General features: G+C 72.6%; 18 protein-coding genes. 9 read left to right on the forward strand and 9 right to left on the reverse strand.

Annotated features, from left to right (window positions below; genetic code table 11):
* Positions 1 to 48: 48 nt before the first annotated feature.
* The 5 genes from GA0074704_RS15075 to GA0074704_RS15095 are packed head-to-tail and all read left to right on the forward strand — an operon-like array spanning position 49 to position 6,784.
* Positions 49 to 1,815, forward strand: coding sequence for a thiamine pyrophosphate-dependent enzyme (locus tag GA0074704_RS15075; protein WP_088971100.1), 1,767 nt, complete (start codon positions 49 to 51; stop codon positions 1,813 to 1,815).
* On the forward strand, positions 1,812 to 4,892 hold the full coding sequence (locus GA0074704_RS15080) for an FAD-binding and (Fe-S)-binding domain-containing protein (protein ID WP_088971101.1): 3,081 nt from the start codon (positions 1,812 to 1,814) through the stop codon (positions 4,890 to 4,892). The genes GA0074704_RS15075 and GA0074704_RS15080 overlap by 4 nt, the downstream gene beginning before the upstream one ends.
* Positions 4,889 to 5,977, forward strand: coding sequence for an enolase C-terminal domain-like protein (locus GA0074704_RS15085; RefSeq protein WP_088971102.1), 1,089 nt, complete (start codon positions 4,889 to 4,891; stop codon positions 5,975 to 5,977). The genes GA0074704_RS15080 and GA0074704_RS15085 overlap by 4 nt, the downstream gene beginning before the upstream one ends.
* Position 5,978: 1 nt before the next feature.
* The gene (locus tag GA0074704_RS15090; protein WP_088971103.1) at positions 5,979 to 6,347 is read left to right on the forward strand and encodes a hypothetical protein; all 369 of its coding nucleotides are present in this window, start codon (positions 5,979 to 5,981) and stop codon (positions 6,345 to 6,347) included.
* Positions 6,344 to 6,784 carry a PPC domain-containing DNA-binding protein gene (locus GA0074704_RS15095; protein WP_088971104.1) on the forward strand — a complete coding sequence of 147 codons (441 nt, stop codon included), beginning with the start codon at positions 6,344 to 6,346 and terminating at the stop codon, positions 6,782 to 6,784. Before GA0074704_RS15090 ends, GA0074704_RS15095 begins: the two co-directional genes overlap by 4 nt.
* Before the next feature lie 4 nt (positions 6,785 to 6,788).
* Here the strand turns inward: GA0074704_RS15095 and GA0074704_RS15100 are convergent, their stop codons facing one another.
* Positions 6,789 to 8,558, reverse strand: a complete 1,770-nt coding sequence (locus GA0074704_RS15100; RefSeq protein WP_088971105.1) for a glycoside hydrolase family 15 protein — start codon at positions 8,556 to 8,558, stop codon at positions 6,789 to 6,791.
* Between the two features lie 252 nt (positions 8,559 to 8,810).
* Here GA0074704_RS15100 and GA0074704_RS15105 point away from each other — a divergent pair, with 252 nt between their 5' ends.
* Positions 8,811 to 9,824: an SDR family oxidoreductase gene (locus tag GA0074704_RS15105; RefSeq protein ID WP_088971106.1), complete on the forward strand. Its 1,014-nt coding sequence runs from the start codon at positions 8,811 to 8,813 to the stop codon at positions 9,822 to 9,824.
* Positions 9,825 to 10,039: 215 nt separating this feature from the next.
* On the opposite strand, the gene GA0074704_RS15110 is transcribed toward GA0074704_RS15105, so the two are convergent.
* From GA0074704_RS15110 to GA0074704_RS15130, 5 genes are all read right to left on the reverse strand, one after another.
* Positions 10,040 to 10,351, reverse strand: a complete 312-nt coding sequence (locus GA0074704_RS15110) for an STAS domain-containing protein (RefSeq protein ID WP_157743691.1) — start codon at positions 10,349 to 10,351, stop codon at positions 10,040 to 10,042.
* 121 nt (positions 10,352 to 10,472) lie between these two features.
* Entirely contained in the window at positions 10,473 to 10,760 is a 288-nt protein-coding gene (locus GA0074704_RS15115) for a BON domain-containing protein (RefSeq protein ID WP_088971108.1), read from the reverse strand.
* Between the two features lie 43 nt (positions 10,761 to 10,803).
* Positions 10,804 to 11,067, reverse strand: a complete 264-nt coding sequence (locus GA0074704_RS15120) for a hypothetical protein (RefSeq protein WP_231926447.1) — start codon at positions 11,065 to 11,067, stop codon at positions 10,804 to 10,806.
* A gap of 52 nt (positions 11,068 to 11,119) precedes the next feature.
* Positions 11,120 to 11,530, reverse strand: a complete 411-nt coding sequence (locus tag GA0074704_RS15125; protein ID WP_088971110.1) for an STAS domain-containing protein — start codon at positions 11,528 to 11,530, stop codon at positions 11,120 to 11,122.
* A 226-nt stretch (positions 11,531 to 11,756) separates the two neighbouring features.
* Positions 11,757 to 12,293 carry a MarR family winged helix-turn-helix transcriptional regulator gene (locus GA0074704_RS15130; RefSeq protein ID WP_088971111.1) on the reverse strand — a complete coding sequence of 179 codons (537 nt, stop codon included), beginning with the start codon at positions 12,291 to 12,293 and terminating at the stop codon, positions 11,757 to 11,759.
* A 24-nt stretch (positions 12,294 to 12,317) separates the two neighbouring features.
* Between GA0074704_RS15130 and GA0074704_RS15135 the strand changes: the two genes are divergently transcribed.
* Positions 12,318 to 13,106: a potassium channel family protein gene (locus tag GA0074704_RS15135; protein WP_088973697.1), complete on the forward strand. Its 789-nt coding sequence runs from the start codon at positions 12,318 to 12,320 to the stop codon at positions 13,104 to 13,106.
* Positions 13,099 to 14,196 (forward strand): PP2C family protein-serine/threonine phosphatase, encoded by a 1,098-nt coding sequence (locus GA0074704_RS15140; protein ID WP_088971112.1) that lies wholly within the window; start codon positions 13,099 to 13,101, stop codon positions 14,194 to 14,196. The genes GA0074704_RS15135 and GA0074704_RS15140 overlap by 8 nt, the downstream gene beginning before the upstream one ends.
* 69 nt (positions 14,197 to 14,265) lie before the next feature.
* Here GA0074704_RS15140 and GA0074704_RS28820 read toward each other — a convergent pair whose 3' ends face one another.
* Positions 14,266 to 16,032 carry a serine/threonine-protein kinase gene (locus tag GA0074704_RS28820; protein WP_157743692.1) on the reverse strand — a complete coding sequence of 589 codons (1,767 nt, stop codon included), beginning with the start codon at positions 16,030 to 16,032 and terminating at the stop codon, positions 14,266 to 14,268.
* Between the two features lie 126 nt (positions 16,033 to 16,158).
* Here GA0074704_RS28820 and GA0074704_RS15150 point away from each other — a divergent pair, with 126 nt between their 5' ends.
* Positions 16,159 to 17,253 carry an AI-2E family transporter gene (locus GA0074704_RS15150; RefSeq protein WP_157743693.1) on the forward strand — a complete coding sequence of 365 codons (1,095 nt, stop codon included), beginning with the start codon at positions 16,159 to 16,161 and terminating at the stop codon, positions 17,251 to 17,253.
* A 189-nt stretch (positions 17,254 to 17,442) separates the two neighbouring features.
* On the opposite strand, the gene GA0074704_RS15155 is transcribed toward GA0074704_RS15150, so the two are convergent.
* Both GA0074704_RS15155 and GA0074704_RS15160 read right to left on the reverse strand, forming a co-directional pair.
* Positions 17,443 to 18,636 carry a DUF2254 domain-containing protein gene (locus GA0074704_RS15155; RefSeq protein ID WP_088971114.1) on the reverse strand — a complete coding sequence of 398 codons (1,194 nt, stop codon included), beginning with the start codon at positions 18,634 to 18,636 and terminating at the stop codon, positions 17,443 to 17,445.
* A 100-nt stretch (positions 18,637 to 18,736) separates the two neighbouring features.
* Positions 18,737 to 19,870 (reverse strand): FUSC family protein, encoded by a 1,134-nt coding sequence (locus GA0074704_RS15160; protein ID WP_231926451.1) that lies wholly within the window; start codon positions 19,868 to 19,870, stop codon positions 18,737 to 18,739.
* Between the last annotated feature and the right edge of the window lie 141 nt (positions 19,871 to 20,011).

The following is a 20,011-nucleotide window of genomic DNA, read 5'->3' on the forward strand; positions in this document are numbered from 1 at the left end:
GAGCGGGCCCGACCAGGGCGGACAGACCCCCGGAACGAGGAGGACGACGTGCAGGAGATAGTGGGCGAGAGCCTGGCCCGGCGACTGGTGGAGTGGGGGGTCGACACGGTGTTCGGCCTGCCCGGCGACGGCATCAACGGGCTGATGGAGGGGTTCCGTCGGCAGCGGGAGAAGCTGCGGTTCGTGCTGGTGCACCACGAGGAGGCCGCCGCGTTCATGGCCACCGGCTACGCCAAGGCCACCGGCCGGCTCGGCGTCTGCGTGGCCACCTCCGGCCCCGGCGCGATCCACCTGCTCAACGGGCTCTACGACGCCAAACTCGACCACGTGCCGGTCCTCGCCATCACCGGCATGCAGGAGACCTCGGTGCTCGGGCAGAACTACCAGCAGGAGGTGCACACCACCCAGCTCTACCAGGACGTCGCCGCGTACAACCTGATGGTCACCAATCCGCAGCAGATGCCCGGGGTGGTCGACATCGCCATCCGCAATGCCCTGTCCAAGCGGACGGTCGCGCACCTGACCTTCCCCAACGACGTGCAGGTGGCGCTCGCCTCCGAGGACCCGTACCGGCACGTCAGCCCCGGTGAGCCGCCGACGAGCGCCGCGCTGATGTCCTACCCGCAGTTGCCGCCGGACCCCCGGGAGTTGACGAAGGCCGCCGAGGTGCTCAAGGCCGGGCGCAAGGTCGCCATGCTGGTCGGCGTCGGGGCCCGCGGGGCCCGCGAGGAGGTGCTCGCGGTGGCCGAGGCGCTGGCCAGCCCGATCGTCAAGACACTTCCCGGCAAGCTGGTGGTGCCCGACGACCACCCGATGACCACCGGCGGTCTCGGCCTGCTCGGCACCGCGCCGAGCGAGGAGCTGATGGAGGAGTGCGACACCCTGCTGATGGTGGGCACCTCCTTCCCGTACGGGAAGTACCTGCCGTCGCCGGGGCAGGCGACGGTGGTGCAGATCGACGTGGACCCGAGCCTGATCGGCATGCGGTTGCCGGTCGAGGCGCCGGTCTGCGCGGACGCCCGCCTGGCCCTGCGGGACCTGCTGCCGATGCTCGGCCACTCGCCCGACCGGGCGTTCCTGGAGAAGTACCAGGGCAAGATGAACGACTGGCGGTCGGAGATGCGTAGCCTGGTGGACCCGCAGCGGTCCCCGATCGCGCCGCAGTACCTGATGGGCTGCATCGATGAGGCCGCCGCCGACGACGCGATCCTCACCTGTGACTCCGGCACCATCGCGACCTGGTCGGCGCGGCACTGGACGATCCGCGGCGACCGCGAGTTCTACCTCTCCGGCAACCTGGCCACCATGGCGCCCGGCCTGCCGTACGCGATCGCCGTGCAGCACGCCCACCCGGGCCGGCAGGTGATCGCGTACGTCGGCGACGGCGGGTTCGCGATGCTGATGGCCGAGTTCCTCACCGCCGTGCGGCACGAGCTGCCGATCAAGGTGGTGGTCAACAACAACAACTCGTACGGGCAGATCCTGTGGGAGCAGATCGTCCTCGGCTACCCGGAGTACGCGGTGCGCCACCGGCAGCCGGAGGCGGACTTCTCCACCTGGGCGCGCGGCTGCGGGGCGTTCGGCGTCAAGGTGACCGACGCGAAGACCCTGCCGGGCGCGATCCGGGAGGCCCTTGCCCATCCGGGTCCGGCACTGGTCGACTGCGACGTCAATCCGAACGAGCCGCCGATGCCCGGAAAGGTCAAGTACGACCAGGCGAAGCACTTCACCGAGGCGTTCCTGCGCGGCCAGCCGCACAAGGCCGCCACGCTCGCCACCGTCGCCCGCGACAAGATCAACGAGCTGCGGTCATGAGCGAGGTCCTGCTTCCCGAACCGCTCCTGCGCCCGCCCGAACCCGCGCACGACGTCGACCTCGCGGCACTCGCCGCCGATCTGCGCACCGAGGTCGACGGGGAGGTCCGCTTCGACGACGGCTCCCGCGCCGCCTACTCCACCGACGCCTCCAACTACCGGCAGGTGCCGCTCGGCGTGGTGGTGCCGCGCACGGTGGAGGCCGCGGTGGCCGCCGTCGCGGTCTGCCGCCGGCACCACGCGCCGCTCACCTCCCGCGGCGGCGGCACCAGCCTGGCCGGCGAGTGCACCAACACCGCGGTGATCCTGGACTGGTCGAAGTACTGCCACCGGCTGCTGGAGGTCGACGCCGACAACCGGACCTGCCTGGTGGAGCCGGGCATCGTCCTCGACGAGCTCAACGCGCAGCTCGGGCCGACCGGACTGGAGTACGGCCCGCGCCCGGCGACCCACAACCACTGCACCCTCGGTGGCATGCTGGGCAACAACTCCTGCGGTGCCACCGCCCAGCGCACCGGCAAGGTGGTCGACAACGTCGCCGAGCTCGAGGTGCTGCTCTACGACGGCACCCGGATGTGGGTGGGGGAGACCACCGACGAGCAGTACGCGCGCATCCAGCGTGACGGCGGCCGCAAGGCGGAGATCTACCGGCAGCTACGTGCGCTGCGGGACGAGTACCTGGCCGACATCCGTACCCGCTACCCGGACATCCCACGGCGCGTCTCCGGCTACAACCTGGACAGCCTGCTGCCGGAGAAGAACTTCCACCTCGCGCAGGCCCTGGTCGGCTCGGAGGGAACCCTGGTCACCATCCTGCGCGCCCGGCTGAAGCTGGTGCCGGTGGTCCGGGCGCAGTCGATGGTGTTCCTGAGCTACCCGGACATCGCGGCGGCCGGCGACGACGTGCCCCGGGTTCTCGAACACGAGCCGATCGCGCTGGAGGGCATCGACGACAAGCTGGTCAGCTTCGAGCGGCGCAAGAGCCTGCACCCGCACGCGCTGCACGAGCTGCCCGAGGGCGGTGCCTGGCTGATGGTCCAGCTCGGCGGCGACACCCCGCAGGAGGCGCGGCAGGCCGCCGACCGGCTGATCTCGGCGGTCCGGCGCGACGGCGGACCGACGGTGCACGAGTTCACCGACCCCGCCGACGAGAAGCGGATGTGGGGAGTCCGCGAGTCCGCGCTGGGCGCGACCGCCCACGTACCCGACTCGGAGAACACCTGGCCAGGGTGGGAGGACTCGGCGGTCGCCCCGGACCGGCTGGGCGGCTACCTGCGTGACCTCCAAGCGCTCTACCGCGAGTACGGCTACGAACAGGCCTCGCTGTACGGCCATTTCGGGCAGGGCTGCGTGCACACCCGCATTCCGTTCCGGCTGCGCACCGCCGACGGGCTCCGCGACTTCCGGTCCTTCCTCGAACGCGCCGCCGACCTGGTCGTTTCCTACGGCGGCTCGTTCTCCGGCGAGCACGGCGACGGGCAGGCCCGCGGCGAGCTGCTGCCGAAGATGTACGGCGACCGGCTGATCCGGGCGTTCGGCCGGTTCAAGGCGATCTTCGACCCGGACGACCGGATGAACCCCGGCAAGGTGATGCCCCCCTACCCGCTGGACAGCCACCTGCGCCTGGGCGCCGACTACGACCACGGCGCCGTGGACACCGCCTTCGCCTACCCGGACGACGGCGGCAGCTTCGGCAACGCCGTCCTGCGCTGCGTCGGCGTCGGCAAGTGCCGCCGGCACTCCGGTGGCGTGATGTGCCCGTCGTACATGGTCACCCGGGAGGAGGAGCACTCGACCCGGGGCCGCTCGCGGCTGCTGTTCGAGATGCTCGACGGCAGCGCGCGCGGCGGGACCATCGGTGACGGTTGGCGATCGGAGGCGGTACGGGACGCGCTCGATCTCTGCCTGGCCTGCAAGGGCTGCAAGGCCGACTGCCCGGTGAACGTGGACATGGCCACCTACAAGGCCGAGTTCCTGTCCCACCACTACGCCGGCCGGCTTCGCCCCCGGAGCCACTACTCGATGGGCTGGCTGCCCCTGGTGGCCGCCGTCGCCGCCCGCCTGCCGCGCACGGTCAACGCCCTCGCCCACGCGCCCGGCCTCGGCCGCCTGGCCAAGACACTCGGGGGGATCGACCAGCGCCGCGACGTCCCGGTCTTCGCGCCGGAATCCTTCCAGCACTGGTTCGCCCGCCGGACCCCGACCGGCGACGGCGCCCGCGGTGAGGTCGTTCTCTGGCCCGACACCTTCACCAACCACTTCCACCCCGGTGTGGCGCGGGCGGCGGTGGAGGTGCTGGAGGCGGCGGGCTGGCGGGTGCGCGTACCGGACCGGCCGGTGTGCTGCGGGCTGACCTGGATCTCCACCGGGCAGCTCGACATCGCCAAGCGGGTGCTGCGCCGCACGGTCGACGTCCTGCGCCCGCACCTGCGCGCCGGCACCCGGATCGTCGGGCTGGAACCGAGCTGTACCGCGGTCTTCCGCAGCGACGCGCACGAGCTGTTCCCCGCCGACGACGACGTCACCCGGCTGCGCGAGCAGACGGTCACCCTCGCCGAGCTGCTGCACGACCACAGCCCCGGCTGGCAGCCGCCCCACCTCGACGCGCACGCGCTGATCCAGACGCACTGCCACCACCACGCCGTGCTCGGCACCGCCGCCGACCGGGCCGTGCTGTCCGCGGCCGGAGTCGATGCCCAGTTCCTCGACTCCGGCTGCTGCGGTCTGGCCGGGAACTTCGGCTTCGAGCAGGGGCACTACGAGGTCTCCGAGGCATGTGCCGAGCGGGTCCTGCTGCCCGCCGTGCGCGACGCCGCCGAGACCGACGTGATCCTCGCCGACGGGTTCAGCTGCCGTACCCAGGTCGAGCAGAGCTCTGCCGCCGGCCGTTCCGCGATCCACCTGGCCGAGTTGCTCCGCGCCGGCCTGCGCCACGACGGCGTGTCAGGCCGTCCGGAGCAGAGCTGGGCCGACCGGCCGCGCCACCCCTCGGCCATCTCGCGATGGGCGACGGCCGGTCTGGTGGGCGTCGCCGCGCTCGCGCCGCTGGCCGCGTTGGCCCGCCGGAGAACCCGATGACCGGGATCCGGCTGGCCGCCGAGGCGTACCGGATTCCGACCGACGCTCCCGAGGGTGACGGCACCCTGGCCTGGACCAGCACCACGATGGTGCTGGTCCGGGCCGAGGCCGACGGTTGCACCGGGACCGGTTGGACGTACGGGCCGACGGCCGTCGTGCCGGTGGTGACCGACCTGCTGGCGCCGGTCGTCGCCGAACTGGACCCGGACGACGTTCCGGCGGCCTGGACCAGCATGCAGCGGCGGCTGCGCAACGCCGGGCGGCCGGGCGTCGCCGGGCTCGCCCTGTCGGCCGCCGACTGCGCGCTGTGGGACCTCAAGGCCCGCCGGCACGGCCTAGCGCTGGCGCGGCTGCTCGGCGCCGCCCGCCATGAGGTGCCGGTCTACGGCAGCGGCGGCTTCACCACCTATGACGCCGAGCGGCAGCACCGGCAGCTCGCCGACTGGGTGCACGAGCAGGGCATCCCCCGGGTGAAGATCAAGATAGGGGAGTCCTGCGGCACCGAGGTGGCCCGCGACCTGGACCGGATGACCGCCGCCCGCCGCACCATCGGCGACGACACCGAGTTGTACGTCGACGCCAACGGCGGCTACCAGCGCAAGCAGGCGATCCGGGTCGCGCGCGCCGCCGCCGACCTGGACGTGCGCTGGTTCGAGGAGCCGGTCAGCTCCGACGACCTGCCCGGTCTCGGCCTGGTCCGCGACCACGTCAACCCGGACGTGGCGGCGGGGGAGTACGGCTTCGACCTGGTCTACTTCCACCGGATGGCCCCGTACGTGGACTGTCTCCAGATCGACGTGACGCGGTGCGGCGGCATCAGCGAGTTCCTGCGGGCAGCGGCGGTGGCGGATGCCGCGGGCCTCCAGGTGTCCGGGCACTGCGCACCGCACCAGCACCTGCCGGTCGCCGCCGCCGTGCCCAACCTGCGGCACCTGGAATGGTTCCACGACCACGTACGGATCGAGTCCATGCTCTTCGACGGTGCGGCACCGGCGACCGGCGGTAGCCTCCCGGTGCCGCTGGACCGTCCCGGCACCGGCCTGGACTTCCGCACCGACCACGCGCAGCAGTACCGGGTGGCGTGAGATGACGCGCCGGTCCGTCGAACCGCCGCTGCGGCACGTGCTGGTCGTGGGCCGACTCGCCTGGGGCGGGCTGCTGCTGCTCGCGCCCGGCCTGCCGCTGCGGCCGTTGGGCCCCGGCACCGCCACGGCGGTCGGTACGTTACGGGTGCTCGGCGCCCGGCACATCGTCCAGGCGGCGGCGACCGGCGCGCGGCCCACACCACGCGTGTTCGCCGCCGGTGCGGCCGTCGACGCGATCCATTCGCTGACCGCGCTCGCCCTGGCTGCCGTCGACCGCCGGCAGCGGCCCGCCGCACTGGCCAACGCGGTGGTCGCCGCCGGTTGGGCGGCGCTGGGCGTCGCCGTCGCCAGACAAGGGGGAACACCGTGAGGACCGAGGAACTGCACCAACCGACCGGCCGGGTGCTGGTCGTCGTCTGTGACAAGGGCGAGGAGCCCGTCTCCGTCATCGGCGCCGCGCTGCGCCGGCACGACCTGCGCGCCGGCCGGGTCACCGCAGTGGGCGGCTTCCAGCAGGCCGAGGTGGGATGGTTCGACCGGGAACGCCGCGACTACCGGCGCATCCCGGTGCGGGAACAGGTGGAGGTGCTGTCCCTGCTCGGGGACGTGGCCTCCCGCGACGGCGAGCCGGTGCTGCACGTGCACGCGGTGCTCGGCCGCGCCGACGGCAGCACCGTGGGCGGGCACCTGCTCTCCGCACAGGTGTGGCCGACCCTCGAGGTGATCGTCACCGAGGTGGCCCCGGAGCTGGCCAAACGGGTGGACCCGGAGACCGGTCTGGCGCTGATCGCCGGTCCGGGCCGCTGACCGGTCAGTGGCACGGGTCGACCTGACCGAGCGTCACCGCCGTCTCCAGCATCAGCGCGTGCACGAACCCCTGCGGCAGGTTGCCGCGCAGTTGGCGCTGTCGCACGTCGTACTCCTCGGTGTAGAGCCCGGGCGGTCCGCAGGCCGCGCGGTTGCGCTCGAACCACCGGTTCGCCCCGACCGCGTCCCCGGCCTGCCAGGCGGCCAGGGCGGCGGCGAACCCGCAGAGCAGGAACGCGCCCTCGGCGTCGCCGAGCGGCCGTCGGTCGGGCCGGAACCGGTACAGGTAACCGTCCTGAGCCAGCTCCGCCAGGACCGCCCGGTGGGTCAGCCCGGTGCGCGGGTCCTGCGGGGGCAGCGCACCCCGGATGCCGGGTAGCAGCAACGCCGCGTCGACCCGGTCGTCGTCGTAGGACCGCTGCCAGTGCCCCTGCGCCGCCAGCCCGTGGGCCGCCGCGTCGGCGAGGATCCGGTCGGCCAGCGCCGTCCAGCGCCCCGCCAGCGCCGGTATGGTCGCACGCGCGGCCGCCCGCAGTCCCGCGACGCAGGTCAGCTTCGAGTGGGTCCAGTGCCGCGGCGGCAGCTCCCAGATGCCGGAGTCCGGCTGCGACCAGCGCCGGTCGATCGCATCGGCCGCCAGCTCCATGGCCCGCTGCCCGTCGCTGTCCAGCCGGTCGTGCCGCTGCGCGGTGGCCAGCAGCATCAGCACCTCACCGTACGCGTCGAGTTGGAACTGCCCGCGCACCCAGTTACCGGTCCGGGCCCGTGCCCCCGGGTACCCGGGCAGGTCGGGCAGCCCGTGCTCCCGCGGGACCGGACCGCCGTCGACGGTGTAGGCGGGGGCGAGGCGGTCCCCGTCGGCCAGCACCCGGTCGGTGAGAAAGGCGGCCGCGTCGTCGAGCAGGTCGAAGCGGCGCACCAGGGCCGACGCCTGCCCGGCGAAGGACTGGTCGCGGATCCACGCGTACCGGTAGTCGTAGTTGCGCCCGGCCATGGCGCGTTCCGGCAGGGCGGTGGTGGCGGCGGCGACCATGCCGCCGCCCGGGCGGGTCATGCCGCGCAGCACCGCGTACGCCAGCACGGCGTCACGGCGGGCCGGTCCGGCCAGCGACGGCACCACCGCCGACCAGTGGTGCTCGGTGATCCGCCACAACTCCGCTGGTTGCTGGCACGGCTGCTCCAACGGGCCGGTGGCGACCTCCAGCACCAGGTCGTGCCGGCCCCCGGCCGGGAGCGTCAGCTCGCCGACGAGGAAGCCGTGCCGGTCCCGCCGCAGCTCGCTCCCGCCGTGGAACCGCAGGTGCAGCCCGCCGGTACGGGCCAGCCACCGATCGCCGTCGCGGGCGACGTCGCGGACCGGTTCCCGGCCGAAGTCGGCCCGCGGGTCCACCACCACCCGGACCCGGGCCGGTCCCTCCACCGCGCGGATCTGGCGTAGCAGGACCAACTTCTTCCGCTCGCCCGGAAAGGCCAACGCTTCGCGGGACTCGACGATGCCGTCCCCGGTGACCCATCGACTCTGCCAGATCAACGATCCCGGCTCGTAGTGCCCACCCCACACGTACCGCCCGCCCGCCGGAGTGACCAGGAACCGGCCCGCCCCACCCAGCAGGGTGCTGAAGACCGCCGGGTCGGACCAGCCGGGGGCGCACAACCACGCTACGTCACCCGCCGGGCCGATCAGCGCACCCCGGTGCCCGTCGGCGAGCAGCGCGTAGTCGCGCAGCACGGCCGGGGTGACCCCGGTGTTCGGCTCGGTGTCGGTACCTGGCATGTCGTCCGCCCTACCGCGTCGCCCGGCCGCAGATCCCGCCGAGGACGACCGGCTGCGGGTGCGCTCCGGGCATGCGAAGGGCTCCTCTCGGCTCGGCGGCCTCGGAATCGTTCTTCCCGGCGTCCCACCCCAGAAACGCCTCAGGGCTGCTCACTTCCGGCAACCACCCGAACCCGCACATCGGGCCGGTCCCGGCGACTGGTCCGGGCGCGGACGGGTAGTGCCTCGTCGAGAGCGACGACGGGAGGCGACATGGGCAGGCGGGTGCAGGACGTCCGGGTGGCGGTGGTGACCGGCGCGAGCGCGGGAGTGGGCCGGGCCACCGCTCGCCTGCTCGCCCAGCGGGGTATCGAGATCGCCCTGCTGGCCCGGGGCCGGGTCGGGCTCGACGCGGTGGCCGAGGAGGTACGTGCCGCCGGCAGCCGCGCCTTGCCGATCGAGGTCGACATGGCCGACCACGAGCAGGTGGTGGCCGCCGGTCGGCGGATCATGGCGGAGTTCGGCCCGGTGGACCTGTGGATCAACGACGCCTTCAGCTCGGTCTTCGCACCGTTCCAGGAGACCCGGCCGGAGGAGTTCCGCCGGGCCATGGAGGTGTCCTACCTGGGCTACGTGCACGGCACCCGGGTCGCCCTGTCCCAGATGGTCCCCCGCGACCGGGGCACCATCGTGCAGGTCGGCTCCGCCCTGGCCTACCGCGGCATCCCCCTGCAGGCCGCCTACTGCGGGGCGAAGCACGCGATCGTCGGGTTCACCGAGTCGCTGCGCTGCGAGCTGCTGCATGAGCGCAGCAACGTGCGGGTGACGATGGTGCACCTGCCGGCGCTGAACACCCCCCAGTTCGACTGGCTGCTGTCCCGGCTGCCTCGGCACGCCCAACCCGTACCGCCGATCTACGAACCGGTGGTCGCCGCCCGCGCGATCGTCGGCGCGGCCGACCGGCCCGGGCGCCGCGAGTACTGGGTCGGCATGTCCACGGTGCTGACCATCCTCGGCAACCGGGTCGCCCCGGGACTGCTCGACCGCTACCTGGCCCGCACCGGCTACAAGTCGCAGCAGACCGCCCGGCCCGCGGATCACGACCGCCCGAACAATCTGTGGCAGCCGCTCGACGGGCCGGGCGGGCACGACTACGGCGCACGAGGCGAGTTCACCGGCCGCTCCCACAGTCGCAGCCCCCAGGCGTGGCTGTCCCGGCACCGAAGGTTGACCGCCGCCGGGCTGGCCGCCGCCGCTGCAGGGACTGCCGCCTGGCGTCGGCGCTGATCGCTGCCCGACCGCGCCGTATGTCGGTCGGCTGGCCCGACGCGACGACGCGATGAGTACGAACCGGGGCCGCCCCAGGGCGTTCGTATCTCGGCGGCCGCCAGGCGACGGCTCCGGTTCGAAGGCGAGGACGTCGTCACGCCCGCAGCCCGGCCGCGAGTCGCCAACCAGCCGGCGCACGAGTCCATCGGCGCCGAGTAACGGCGGCAGCAGGATCACGCCAGATAGCCCTCCGCTCCGGCGCTCGACAGCTGTGCGCGTACCCGTGGCGATGGGTGGGTGACCACGATGGTGGTGCCCTCCCGAGCGGCCGTTCCCAGCACAGCCAGCACCGCCTCGGCGGTCCCTGGCTCCAGCTCCAGCAGCCGTGATACGTCCATCTCCATCCGCGTCGGCCGGTGTGTGCGCAGCAGCGCGCCGACGGTCTCGGCCAGTACGGTGGTGTCGGCCCGACGCAGTGAACCGTGCAACACCACCACGATGGTCCCGGTGGCCCGGACAGTGGGCGTGATCGACAGCCACCTCACCTGTTTTCCCTGCGGTGCGCACGATGCTCGGCGAAGCCGGGTGGCCCGGCGGCGCCACGGGTCGCGACGGCGCCCATCGACGTCGGAGCGGGCCACGCCGAGCGCCGGGGAGGCCTGCGACTCATCGTCGGCCACGACCCCGACCGCGCAGGGTGAGCGCATTGCACACGTCGAAGACGCCAGGAACGTCCCAGGCCAGCTCACCGGCGGTCGTCCTGGTGTCCGGGTCGTTGACGACGCCGGTGAGGATGACCACGGCGTTCTGCACGGTCACCGATATCTGCTGCCGGCGGGTGCTCCAGTCGATGCTGATCCGCTGGGACACCAGCGCGGCGAGCCGCAGGTCCTCCTCCGATGGAGGGCTGTCCTCGGGGCGATGGTTGTGCTCGGGGTATGGCCAGGGAATCATTCCGCCGCCTCCCTCATCAGTTCCCGCCCCTCCCGACCGACCGTCACCGTCGTGCCGTCGTCGCGTCGTCCTGCGGCCGCCGATGCCCGGCGGCGACAAGGGCGAAGACGACCACGGGGACTGCGAGCCCCACCTGAGCCACCGACCGTGGCATCCAGGCGTCCGGATCGACTCCGATCAGACGAACGATGATGGAACCCAGCTGAGCTGCCGCCACGCCGAACGAGACGGTCAGCCACACGGGCGCGGCCTTCGGGCCCGGCAGGGCGAGTCGCCCGAGGAGGCCGACCACGACGCCGACGGCCACGGCGGTGACCAAACTGATCCCACTCACAGGTTCTCCTTCCCCCGACGCTCGGTCAGTACTCGGCGGCGGCGACCCGCGCCCGTCCCTGCACGGCCCCTGGCCGGGAACGCCGGGGGTCGTTCGAGGGCTGCCGAACCGGCGCCGGTGACGTGACGACGTGCGGGGGACCGTCCAGGGCTGCGGTGTCGAGGATCCGCCGGATCCGCGGATGCGGCGCGCGGATGGTGAGCACCGCGCCGCGACGGTTCAGACGCCGTCTCACATCCAGCAGCAGGCCGATCGCCGCTGCGTCGACATGCCGGCATTCGGACAAGTCGATCACCACCTCCATTGGCTGCAGAGACAGGACCCGGTCGATGGCCACACCGACCTCGGACAGCTGAGGCAGGGCGAGTTCCTCGACGATGTCGATCTCTACCCGGGGCACCCGACACTCCGGTGGGAGGGGAGGAGGTGCGGTCACGGCAGGCTCCTGTGCGCTTCTTGTTGGTTGCGACTTCCCTGACCACACTGCGCGCCGATCGTGGAGGTCATTCCGCGGAGCCATGACAGTTGCGTGACATCGGCGCCGGAAGCGACAACGGACCGCCGGCCTCCTCGCCGCCCACCCGGCACGGTTTCGGGCTCGGCGTTGCGACTTTCGTACCTCATGGAGACACCGGGACGACCAGAGCGTCGTGGCCGGCTCCTCAGGCGATCTCCCCGGTGCGATCACCCGCCGCCCAGTTCTGCCACCATTCGGCCTCGGTCGGCTCACCGGCCGCGGACACCAGCCGGCTGATCAGCTTCCGGCCACTGGCCGAGCCGGCGACACCGGCGGCACGGACCAGCTCGCGGATCCGGTCCGAGCGACCGCGGGTCACCGTACCGGTCAGGTGACGCCCCGTGTCGGTGAGGCCCAGCCACGCCACCCGTCGATCGGTGGTGCCCTGGCGTCGCTCCACCAGACCCCGACGGATCAATCGGTCGCAGGTACGCGTCACGGTCGACGGATGGACGTCGAGAGCGGCGGCCAGGTCCACCGTGCGCAGCGGCCCGCGCGCGGCAAGCAGCACCATCGTGCGGTACTGGGAAAGAGTCAGCTCCGCGTCGAGGCCGGCGAGCGTACGAGCGGTCAGACCGACGAGAACCCGGCTCAGCGCTGCAAGATCGTCGACGAGCGCCGCCTCGGCGTCGGTCGCCCCCGGATCGGGCCGCACGTAAAGTTCCACGAGCAATGATTGCATGCATACAGGAAGGGCGGTGGCGTGGTGGTGAGCCTTCGGGAGGGATCCCGACAGCGGCGGATCGAGCGTTGGGAACAGGTCAGCGCCGCTCCGCTGACCCTCCTGTCGGTGGTGTTCCTGGCCGCGTACGCGTGGCCGATCCTGGTGCCGGACCTCGCGAGGCGGTGGGTGGTCGCGTGCGAGGCGAGCGGCGTGGCGATCTGGCTCCTCTTCTGGGTCGACCTCCTGGTGCGGCTGGCACTCGCCGGGGACCGGTGGCGGTTCCTGCGCAGCCACCTGTTCGACCTGACGGTGTTGGTGCTGCCGTTCCTGCGTCCGCTGCGGGCGCTTCGACTGGTCACGGTCGTGCTGAACCTGACCCGCCGGACGACCGTCTGGGCCCGGGGGCGCCTCGCCCTCTACGTCAGCGCGACGACCGTCCTGCTGATCGTCGTGGCCGCACTGGCGGTGCTCGACGCCGAGCGGGGCGCGCCCGACGCCTCGATCACCTCCTACGACGACGCCCTGTGGTGGGCGGCGGTGACGATCACCACGGTGGGCTACGGCGATCTCTTCCCGGTCACCCCGGCCGGTCGGCTGGTGGCGCTGGGGCTGATGATCGGCGGGATCGGCCTGATCGGTTTCGTGACCGGCTCGCTCGCCACCTGGATCGTCGAACGGGTCGCCGACCGTGACCGTCCGCAGCCGGCGACGGCGGCCGACGTGGCGGCCCTGCGGTCGGAGATCACCGCGCTGCGGCTGATGATCGAGTCGCAGCCGGCCGTGGGACAGTCCGGGTCGGTGCATTCCCACCCGATCGGCCGCGATGGCTGATCCGGCGCGCGGGCAGGAGGCCGGTCGGCCGCGGTGGCTCGGCCTGCCGGCGGCGTTGGCCGTCATCGCCGCCGTGCTGCTCGTCGACGTGGCCGCCGCCGCGCACGCGGTATTGATCGGATTTCTCTCCCTGGCCCCGCTCGTGGCGGCGGCGGTGGACACGACGAGACGTACCGCCGTGGCGGCCGTTGCCGCGACAGTGGCCGCGATCGTGGCCGGACTGCCGAGCCAGACCCTCGGCAGTCTCGACCATGTCCTCCGGGTCGCGGTGGTGATCGCGGTGAGCATCGCTTCGCTCTACGTGGCGCGGGCTCGAACCCTCCGCGAGGAGCGGATCCGCCGCATGGGCGAGATCGTGAGGGTCACCCAGCGGGCGATCCTGCGCGACGTTCCACCCCGGGCCGGCGCGGTCGCCCTGGCGGCCCGGTACGTCTCCGCGCACCAGGACGCGGGCGTGGGCGGCGATCTCTACGAGGTGGTGCCCGGACCGGACGGGCTTCGCCTCATCGTCGGTGACGTCTGCGGCAAGGGACTTCCCGCCGTGCAGCTCGCGTCGGCGGTGATCGGCGCTTTCCGGCAGTCCGCGATCGTGCGCACCCGGCTGGAGGAGGTCGCCCTTGATCTCGACGCCCTGGTCGCCCGCGAACCTGCGCCCGCTCACGGCGCCACCTTCGTCACGGCCCTACTGGTGGAGATCCGTGGACCGGAGTTGTGGGTGGTGAACTGTGGGCACCCCGCGCCGCTGCGGCACCGGCCCGGCGCGGCGCTTGCCCCGCTCGGTCAGGAGGAGCCCGACCGACCACTGGGGTTGGGGGGCCCGCGTACCGCTTCGGCGCCGCACCGCTGGGCCGTGGGTGACCGGCTGCTGTTCCACACCGACGGTCTGATCGAGGCGCGTGACCGTACCGGTCGGTTCTTCCCCCTCGACCGCCTGGAACGTCCGCTGGCCGCTTCGTCGCTTGAAAAGGCGCTCGACGGGGTGTGGGACGCGGTACGCACCCACGTCGGCGGTGAGCCCCGCGACGACGTGGCGCTGCTGCTGGTCGAGCGGTTGCCGGACGGCGGCCGGCGAGACGACGGTAGCCGCTGACCGGTCCGGGCGCGGTCGGCGTCCTGTTCCCGTGGTTCGGGGCGCCTGGCCGGCACGACCTGGGTCCCTTCAGCGCGGTTCCCCGCTCGGGGTGGGTGTGGGATCGGGTGGCCGCGTCGGGGTTGGGTCTGACGCCTCGCTGGGGAGGGGCGTCGGGGAATCGGGGCTGCTCGGGGCCGGGGCAGGGGAGGCGGGCGGACTGGTGGACTCTTCGGCGGGCGGGGTGGTCGGCCCGGAGCTCTGCTGGGGGGCGGGGGTGGTGGTCTGCTGGGGCATGGGCGAGGCCGGCGGGCTGGTCGTCTGCTGCGGCACCGGCGGGGCCGTCTGCTGCCGATCAGTGTCTGCCGAAGCCGAAGATCGGACAGTTCCGGGGGCGGACCCGGTCCGGGTCGGTGGCGTGTCCTCCTCGTCGCGGTCCTCGGCTGCCGTCACCGGTGGACTCGTCCGCCCCGCTGGCCGGACCGGGCCCGGTTCACCGACGTTCGACCGGTGGTCGTCGGCGGTGGCTCCGGGTCCGGCCTCCTCTGCGACGGTGACCAGGGCCGACGATCTGCGGCAGGACACGCCGGCGAGCGCGAAGCGGTCGGGCGCTGGTTGGGACCTGCTCTCGTAGGTGCCTCGCAGGGGCACCCGGGCCCGCGACGAACGCAGCGGGACGGGCAGCCGCACCAGTCGTCCGGACTGCCAACGGTCCAGTGGTGCGGCCAACCGCTGGCCGGGGGAGAGCCGGAAGGACAACATCGAGGGGCCGGTGGGGGGCGTCCCGGTCACCTCGAGACCGAGCTCCGCGCCAAAGGTCCCGTTGCCCCGGTCGGAGGAGTACGTGACGGCGCAGCCGAAGGCCGCCGTACCCGGCTCCGAGGCACTGCCGGCATCCTTCGCCGATCCCGAACCGGGAAGCTGGGAGAGGAGCACCACACCCGCCAGCACCACCGGCAGTGCCCCGGCCAGTGCCGCCCGTCGGACGCCGGAGCCATCGCCTCGGGCGGCGACCGCGATCGTTGGCCGCGGCTCCGTACGGCCGACGGTGGCCGGCCGGAGTCGCACCGGATCGGCGGCGGCGGCAGCGGCGAGCGACCGGGCAACCGTGTCCGCCGTGGGGCGTTCGGCAGGGTCCGGAGCGAGGCACCGGCGGCGCAGTCCCTCGATCTCCTCGGGCACGCCATGTGCCCGGGGCATCTCCAGGGGGTCCTCACGTGGTGATCCGGTGGGCCGCCCGGTGAGACATTCGGTGAGGGTCAGAGCGAGAGCGTAGACGTCGCAGGCAGGCACGGCCGGCTCGCCGCGGAGTTGTTCAGGTGCCATGTAGGAAGGCGTGCCCCGGACCTCGCCCCGGCTGTTGACGGTTGGGGAACCAACTGCGAGGGCCACGCCGAGGTCGACCAGTTTCGGTCCTTCGGCCGCCAGCATGACATTGCCCGGCTTGACGTCGCGGTGCACCAGCCCCGCCTCGTGGATGGCCGCCAACCCGGCCGCGACCTGCGCACAGATCCGTCCCGCGTGGGGCCACCCGAGCGCCCCGCAGCGGCGGATCAGGTCGCCGAGTGTCTCGCCGTCGACGTATTCCAGCACCAGGAAGGGCGACCGGCGCACTCCCGACAGGCGGGTCTCGCCGTAGTCGTAGACCGCCGCCACGTTCGGGTGGTTCAGGCGCGCCGCTGCTCTTGCCTCGTCGCGCACCGCGTCCCGCCACCCGCGACCGGCCGTACTGCCGGGGACCAGCATCTTGACCGCCACCGTCCGGTCGAGCAGCTGGTCCAGAGCCTGCCAGACAACGGCCGAACCTCCGCGGCCGACCTGGCGGACCAGGCGGTAGCGTCCTCCCAGCGTCCGCATCGCTCACCTCCTCCCGGCCGTGTCGATCGCTGTACGTCGCGAGGTCCTGCTACCCCGGCCCGCGACGGGGAAAACGGCGGGATCGGCGGCAGGGGTACCTGGGCCGGGGACGGGTACCGCCCATCGGTGAGGGATCAGTCAGGCGACCGCCGCCCGCTGCTGCGAGGTGCCTCCGCCAACCTGGTGCGAGCCGGGCTGAGCTGCGGCAGCCTGCTCGTCATCGGTTTCACCGTGCTGCTCGCCGCCCGCGTGGTCGTACGCCTCGGGCCCGTCACGGTCGCGGTCGCGGCGGCGCTGCTCGTCGCCGCGTTGTTGCTGCCGGTCGTCGACGCGCTCCGCCGCATCGGCATCCCGCGGGGTCTGTCGGCGTTCATCACGGTCCTTGGACTTCTCGCCGTGTTGACCGGTCCGCTGGTGCTGCTCGGTGCCCGGGTCGCCGGCCAGTTCGGAGACCTGGGACGGCAGCTCGACGAAGGCGTGGGCCGGACCAGATCCTGGCTGATCCGGGGGCCTGCGCCGCTCGACGCCCGACAGCTCGACCAGTTGTGGCGTGAGCTGCGCGGGGCGCTCGTCGACGCGGCCCCCGCGCCGGTGGTGGGGGCCTCTCTCGTCGCCGAGACACTGGGTGCGGCGGCGCTGGCGGTGGTGCTGCTGTTCCTGCTGCTCAAGGACGGCCGGCAGATGTGGGGGTGGCTGGTGGGCCGGCTGCCCGAGCGGCACCGTGGGCGAGCGGATCGGGCGGGTCGAGCAGGTTGGGCAGCTGTCGCCGGCTACGTCCGGGGCACGGTGATCATCGCGGCCGTCGACGCCCTCGGTGTGGGGCTGGCGCTGTTGGTCGTCGGGGTGCCCCTGGTGCTGCCGCTGGCGCTGCTGACCTTCGTAGCGGCATTCGTGCCGATCGTCGGCGCGACCCTGGCCGGCGCCGCAGCCGTCCTGGTCGCGCTGGTGGCCGATGGTCCGGTCGCGGCCCTGGTCGTGCTCGCTGCCGTCATCGGAGTGCAGCAGGTCGAAGGCAACCTGCTCCAACCCCTGATCATGGGCCGCACCGTGCGTCTGCACCCGGCGGTGATCCTGATCGCGGTCGCTGCCGGAACGGTCCTGGCCGGTGTCGCGGGCGCGGTGGCCGCGGTGCCACTCTGCGCCGCCGCCTACCAGATCGCCCTCGCCCTGTCCGGGGAGGCCGGGCCTGCCAGCTGCACGCCCTCATCCCCGACGCACTGATGATCCGCCCGGACCCTGGCCCAGGGCTCGACCGGCGGCGCGGGGCTGCGCGCTCCGGAGGGTGACGAGCCGCTGCCGCTGGTGCTGTCCGTGCTGTCATTCGACGCCGACCATCGGTTGCGGGGGTGCGACGACGTCCGGGTGGGCGGTCTGGTCCCCGGTCCGGTGACGTGGGCTCGCGGGAAGAGATCACCCGTGAAGGCGACGGAGAATGTCCGGCAGGTGCTCCGGCAGGGCGACGGTCCGCAGGTCGGCCAACGTCGCGTCCAGCAGGCGGGTGATCCGCGGGTCGTCCCGGCCGGCCCGCCGCAGTTCGTCCACCGCGATGGCGAGGAAGTGGTCGAACGACTGACGTTCGGCTCTGGCCCGCACCGCGCCGTCGTCGTCCCGTACCACCCAGGGGTGAAACGGCCGCGCGGCCAGCCGGCGCAACAGGTCGTGCATCTCCTGCGCCGCCCGCACGGCGGTGGTGGTGTCGTTGATGCCTGGCGACAGGGCCCGCTCGGCGATGTCGGCGAGCTGTCGGAAGCCGAAACCGACATCCTGCCCGGGCGTGCGCTCGATGCTGATCGACACCACCCGGGCCGCCTCCTGCGCTGCCACCGGGGTGTTGGTCTCGTTGTCGAGCGGGTGGACGGTCACCAGCGGCTGCCCGGCTGCGACGAAGTCGCCCGGAGCTGGCAGGACGGCCATCGCGGAGCCGTGGCGGCGAGCGAGAGCGGCGAGCAGGTGCAGGTCGATGTCGTCGACGAGCCCCGGGACATCCGCGCAGACGGTCTGGTTCGGCGGGGACAGTGACACCGACGTTCGCTCGATCTGGTCGTCCGGGTACTGCTCACCGATGGTGCCCCGGGTCTGCGCCCCGATCGCCGCGATGATGTGCGACACCCGCATGGTGGTGGTGATGTGATGCAGGTAGTAGATGAACAGTCCGCTGCTGGCGAGCACCAGCGCCATCGCGACGGCCAGGGACAGTTCCGGCAGCCGCACCGTGGACCGGTCCGGCAGCGTGGCGAGGACCACCATGGCGAACAGGAAGGTCGCGACGAACGTCCCGAGGGTGGCCTGGGTCACCCGATCCTCGAGGAACGTGCGGAGGACCCGTGGTGAGTACTGACTACTGGCCAACTGCAGCGCCACCACCGTGATGGAGAAGACCAACGCGGTGAACGAGATCATCGCGGTGATGATCGACGACAGGAGCGACCGGGCGCCGGCGGGGCCGCTGGGAAGGATGTCGTTGAACGGCAGGGCCAGCCGCAGCTCAAGCAGCGACAGTCCGATCGCCAGCAGTACCGCGCCGGCGGAGAACGCCGCCGGCACCAGCCAGAAGGCCGCGCGCAGGGAGGCGAGCCGGGAACGACGGGTACGCGGACGGGCCATGCCGGCCCTGTTCCCGGAGGAAGGCGTCGCCACACTCCCCAGAACCGCGCCGGTTGGAGAAACACGCCGCGGCTCTGCCGTCTCCGCTCGCGGGGGGCAGTCAGGAGAAATGGGGGCGGACGCCCCGTTCACCACCGCGTGCCGCGTCCCGCACCTGCTGGTTCGCCTCGTCCACCGAGCAGCCGGTGGCCCGCAGCAGGTCGCTGGCGGTCACTCGGACCTGAGTGGCGACGGAGGTGGCGAAACTCGGCAGTTCCCGGCCGGTGGCCCGGCCCGCCCCCGCGGCTGCGCGCAGAGCATGCCGTCGGGTCCCGTCGTGGTCCCGGTCGGACCGCACCTCCCGCTGCAACTGTCGTACGGCGTCGGCGAGTGCGGCGACGGCGTCGGGGAGGTCTCCGGGGATCTTTTCGTCGTACTGCACCATCGTCGCCGACCGTCGGGCCAGGTTCTGGCTGTCGGCGACGACGCGGGTCAGGTAGGCGACGCCGCGTTCGTACCGCTGATAGTGCCGCCGCCAGTGCCACCTGGCGGGCGCGACCGTCACCACCTCTTCCGCTCCGCTGAGCGCTTCGCGGAGTCGCTCCACGTCCGGCCCCATGGCGCGTAGGCCGTCCATCGCCTCCACGGCACGATCCGAGTTCCTGGTCCGTATCGCCGCCTCCGTCTCGTGGAGGTTGCGCGCGAGCGCGTCGAAGACCGGCGGTACCGCCCGGCGCAGGACGCGCATCGGGTGAAGGGGCAGTAGTAACGCCACCACCAGCAGACCCACCAGGCTCCCGGTCACCGCGTCGACGATCCTGGGTAGCTCCAGGTTCTGTTGGGTGGAGGAGAGCGTGGCGATCAGCACCGCCGTACCACCGACCTGGCTGACCACGGTGCCGCCCCGGCCGGTCAGCCCGAGGGCCACTCCGATGGCCAGGGTGACGATGATGCCCGTCTGCCATGGTCCGGTTCCGATGAGCAGGACCAGTCCGTCGCCGATGGCGATGCCCAGCCCCACCCCGAACAGCAGTTCGAACGTACGGCGGGTGCGCTGGCCGATCGCCGCGGCGATCGTGCCCACCGCGGCTGTCGGCGCGAAGACCGGATTCGGATTCCCCAACAGGTTGAACGCCAGCCACCAGGACAACGCCGCTGCCAGCCCGGCTTGCACCGCGATCAGTCCGATGATCTCCAACTGGCGCAGCCGCAACCGTCCCGCCCGGCTGGTCCGACCACGGGTTCCGGCGATCACTCTCCTTGCTTGCCGGCCGAGCACGACCAGCGGTGCCGTGTCGCCCCGCTTCGGCGGCGGATTCGTCACGCCCGCGACTACCCGTCAGGCCACCGCTGAATCGTGCAGCCGACTCTGGTCAGCAAGCAGGCGGGTGCGGAG

It is taken from the genome of Micromonospora siamensis (genome assembly GCF_900090305.1).
In the GTDB taxonomy this organism is placed as follows: Bacteria; Actinomycetota; Actinomycetes; order Mycobacteriales; family Micromonosporaceae; genus Micromonospora; species Micromonospora siamensis.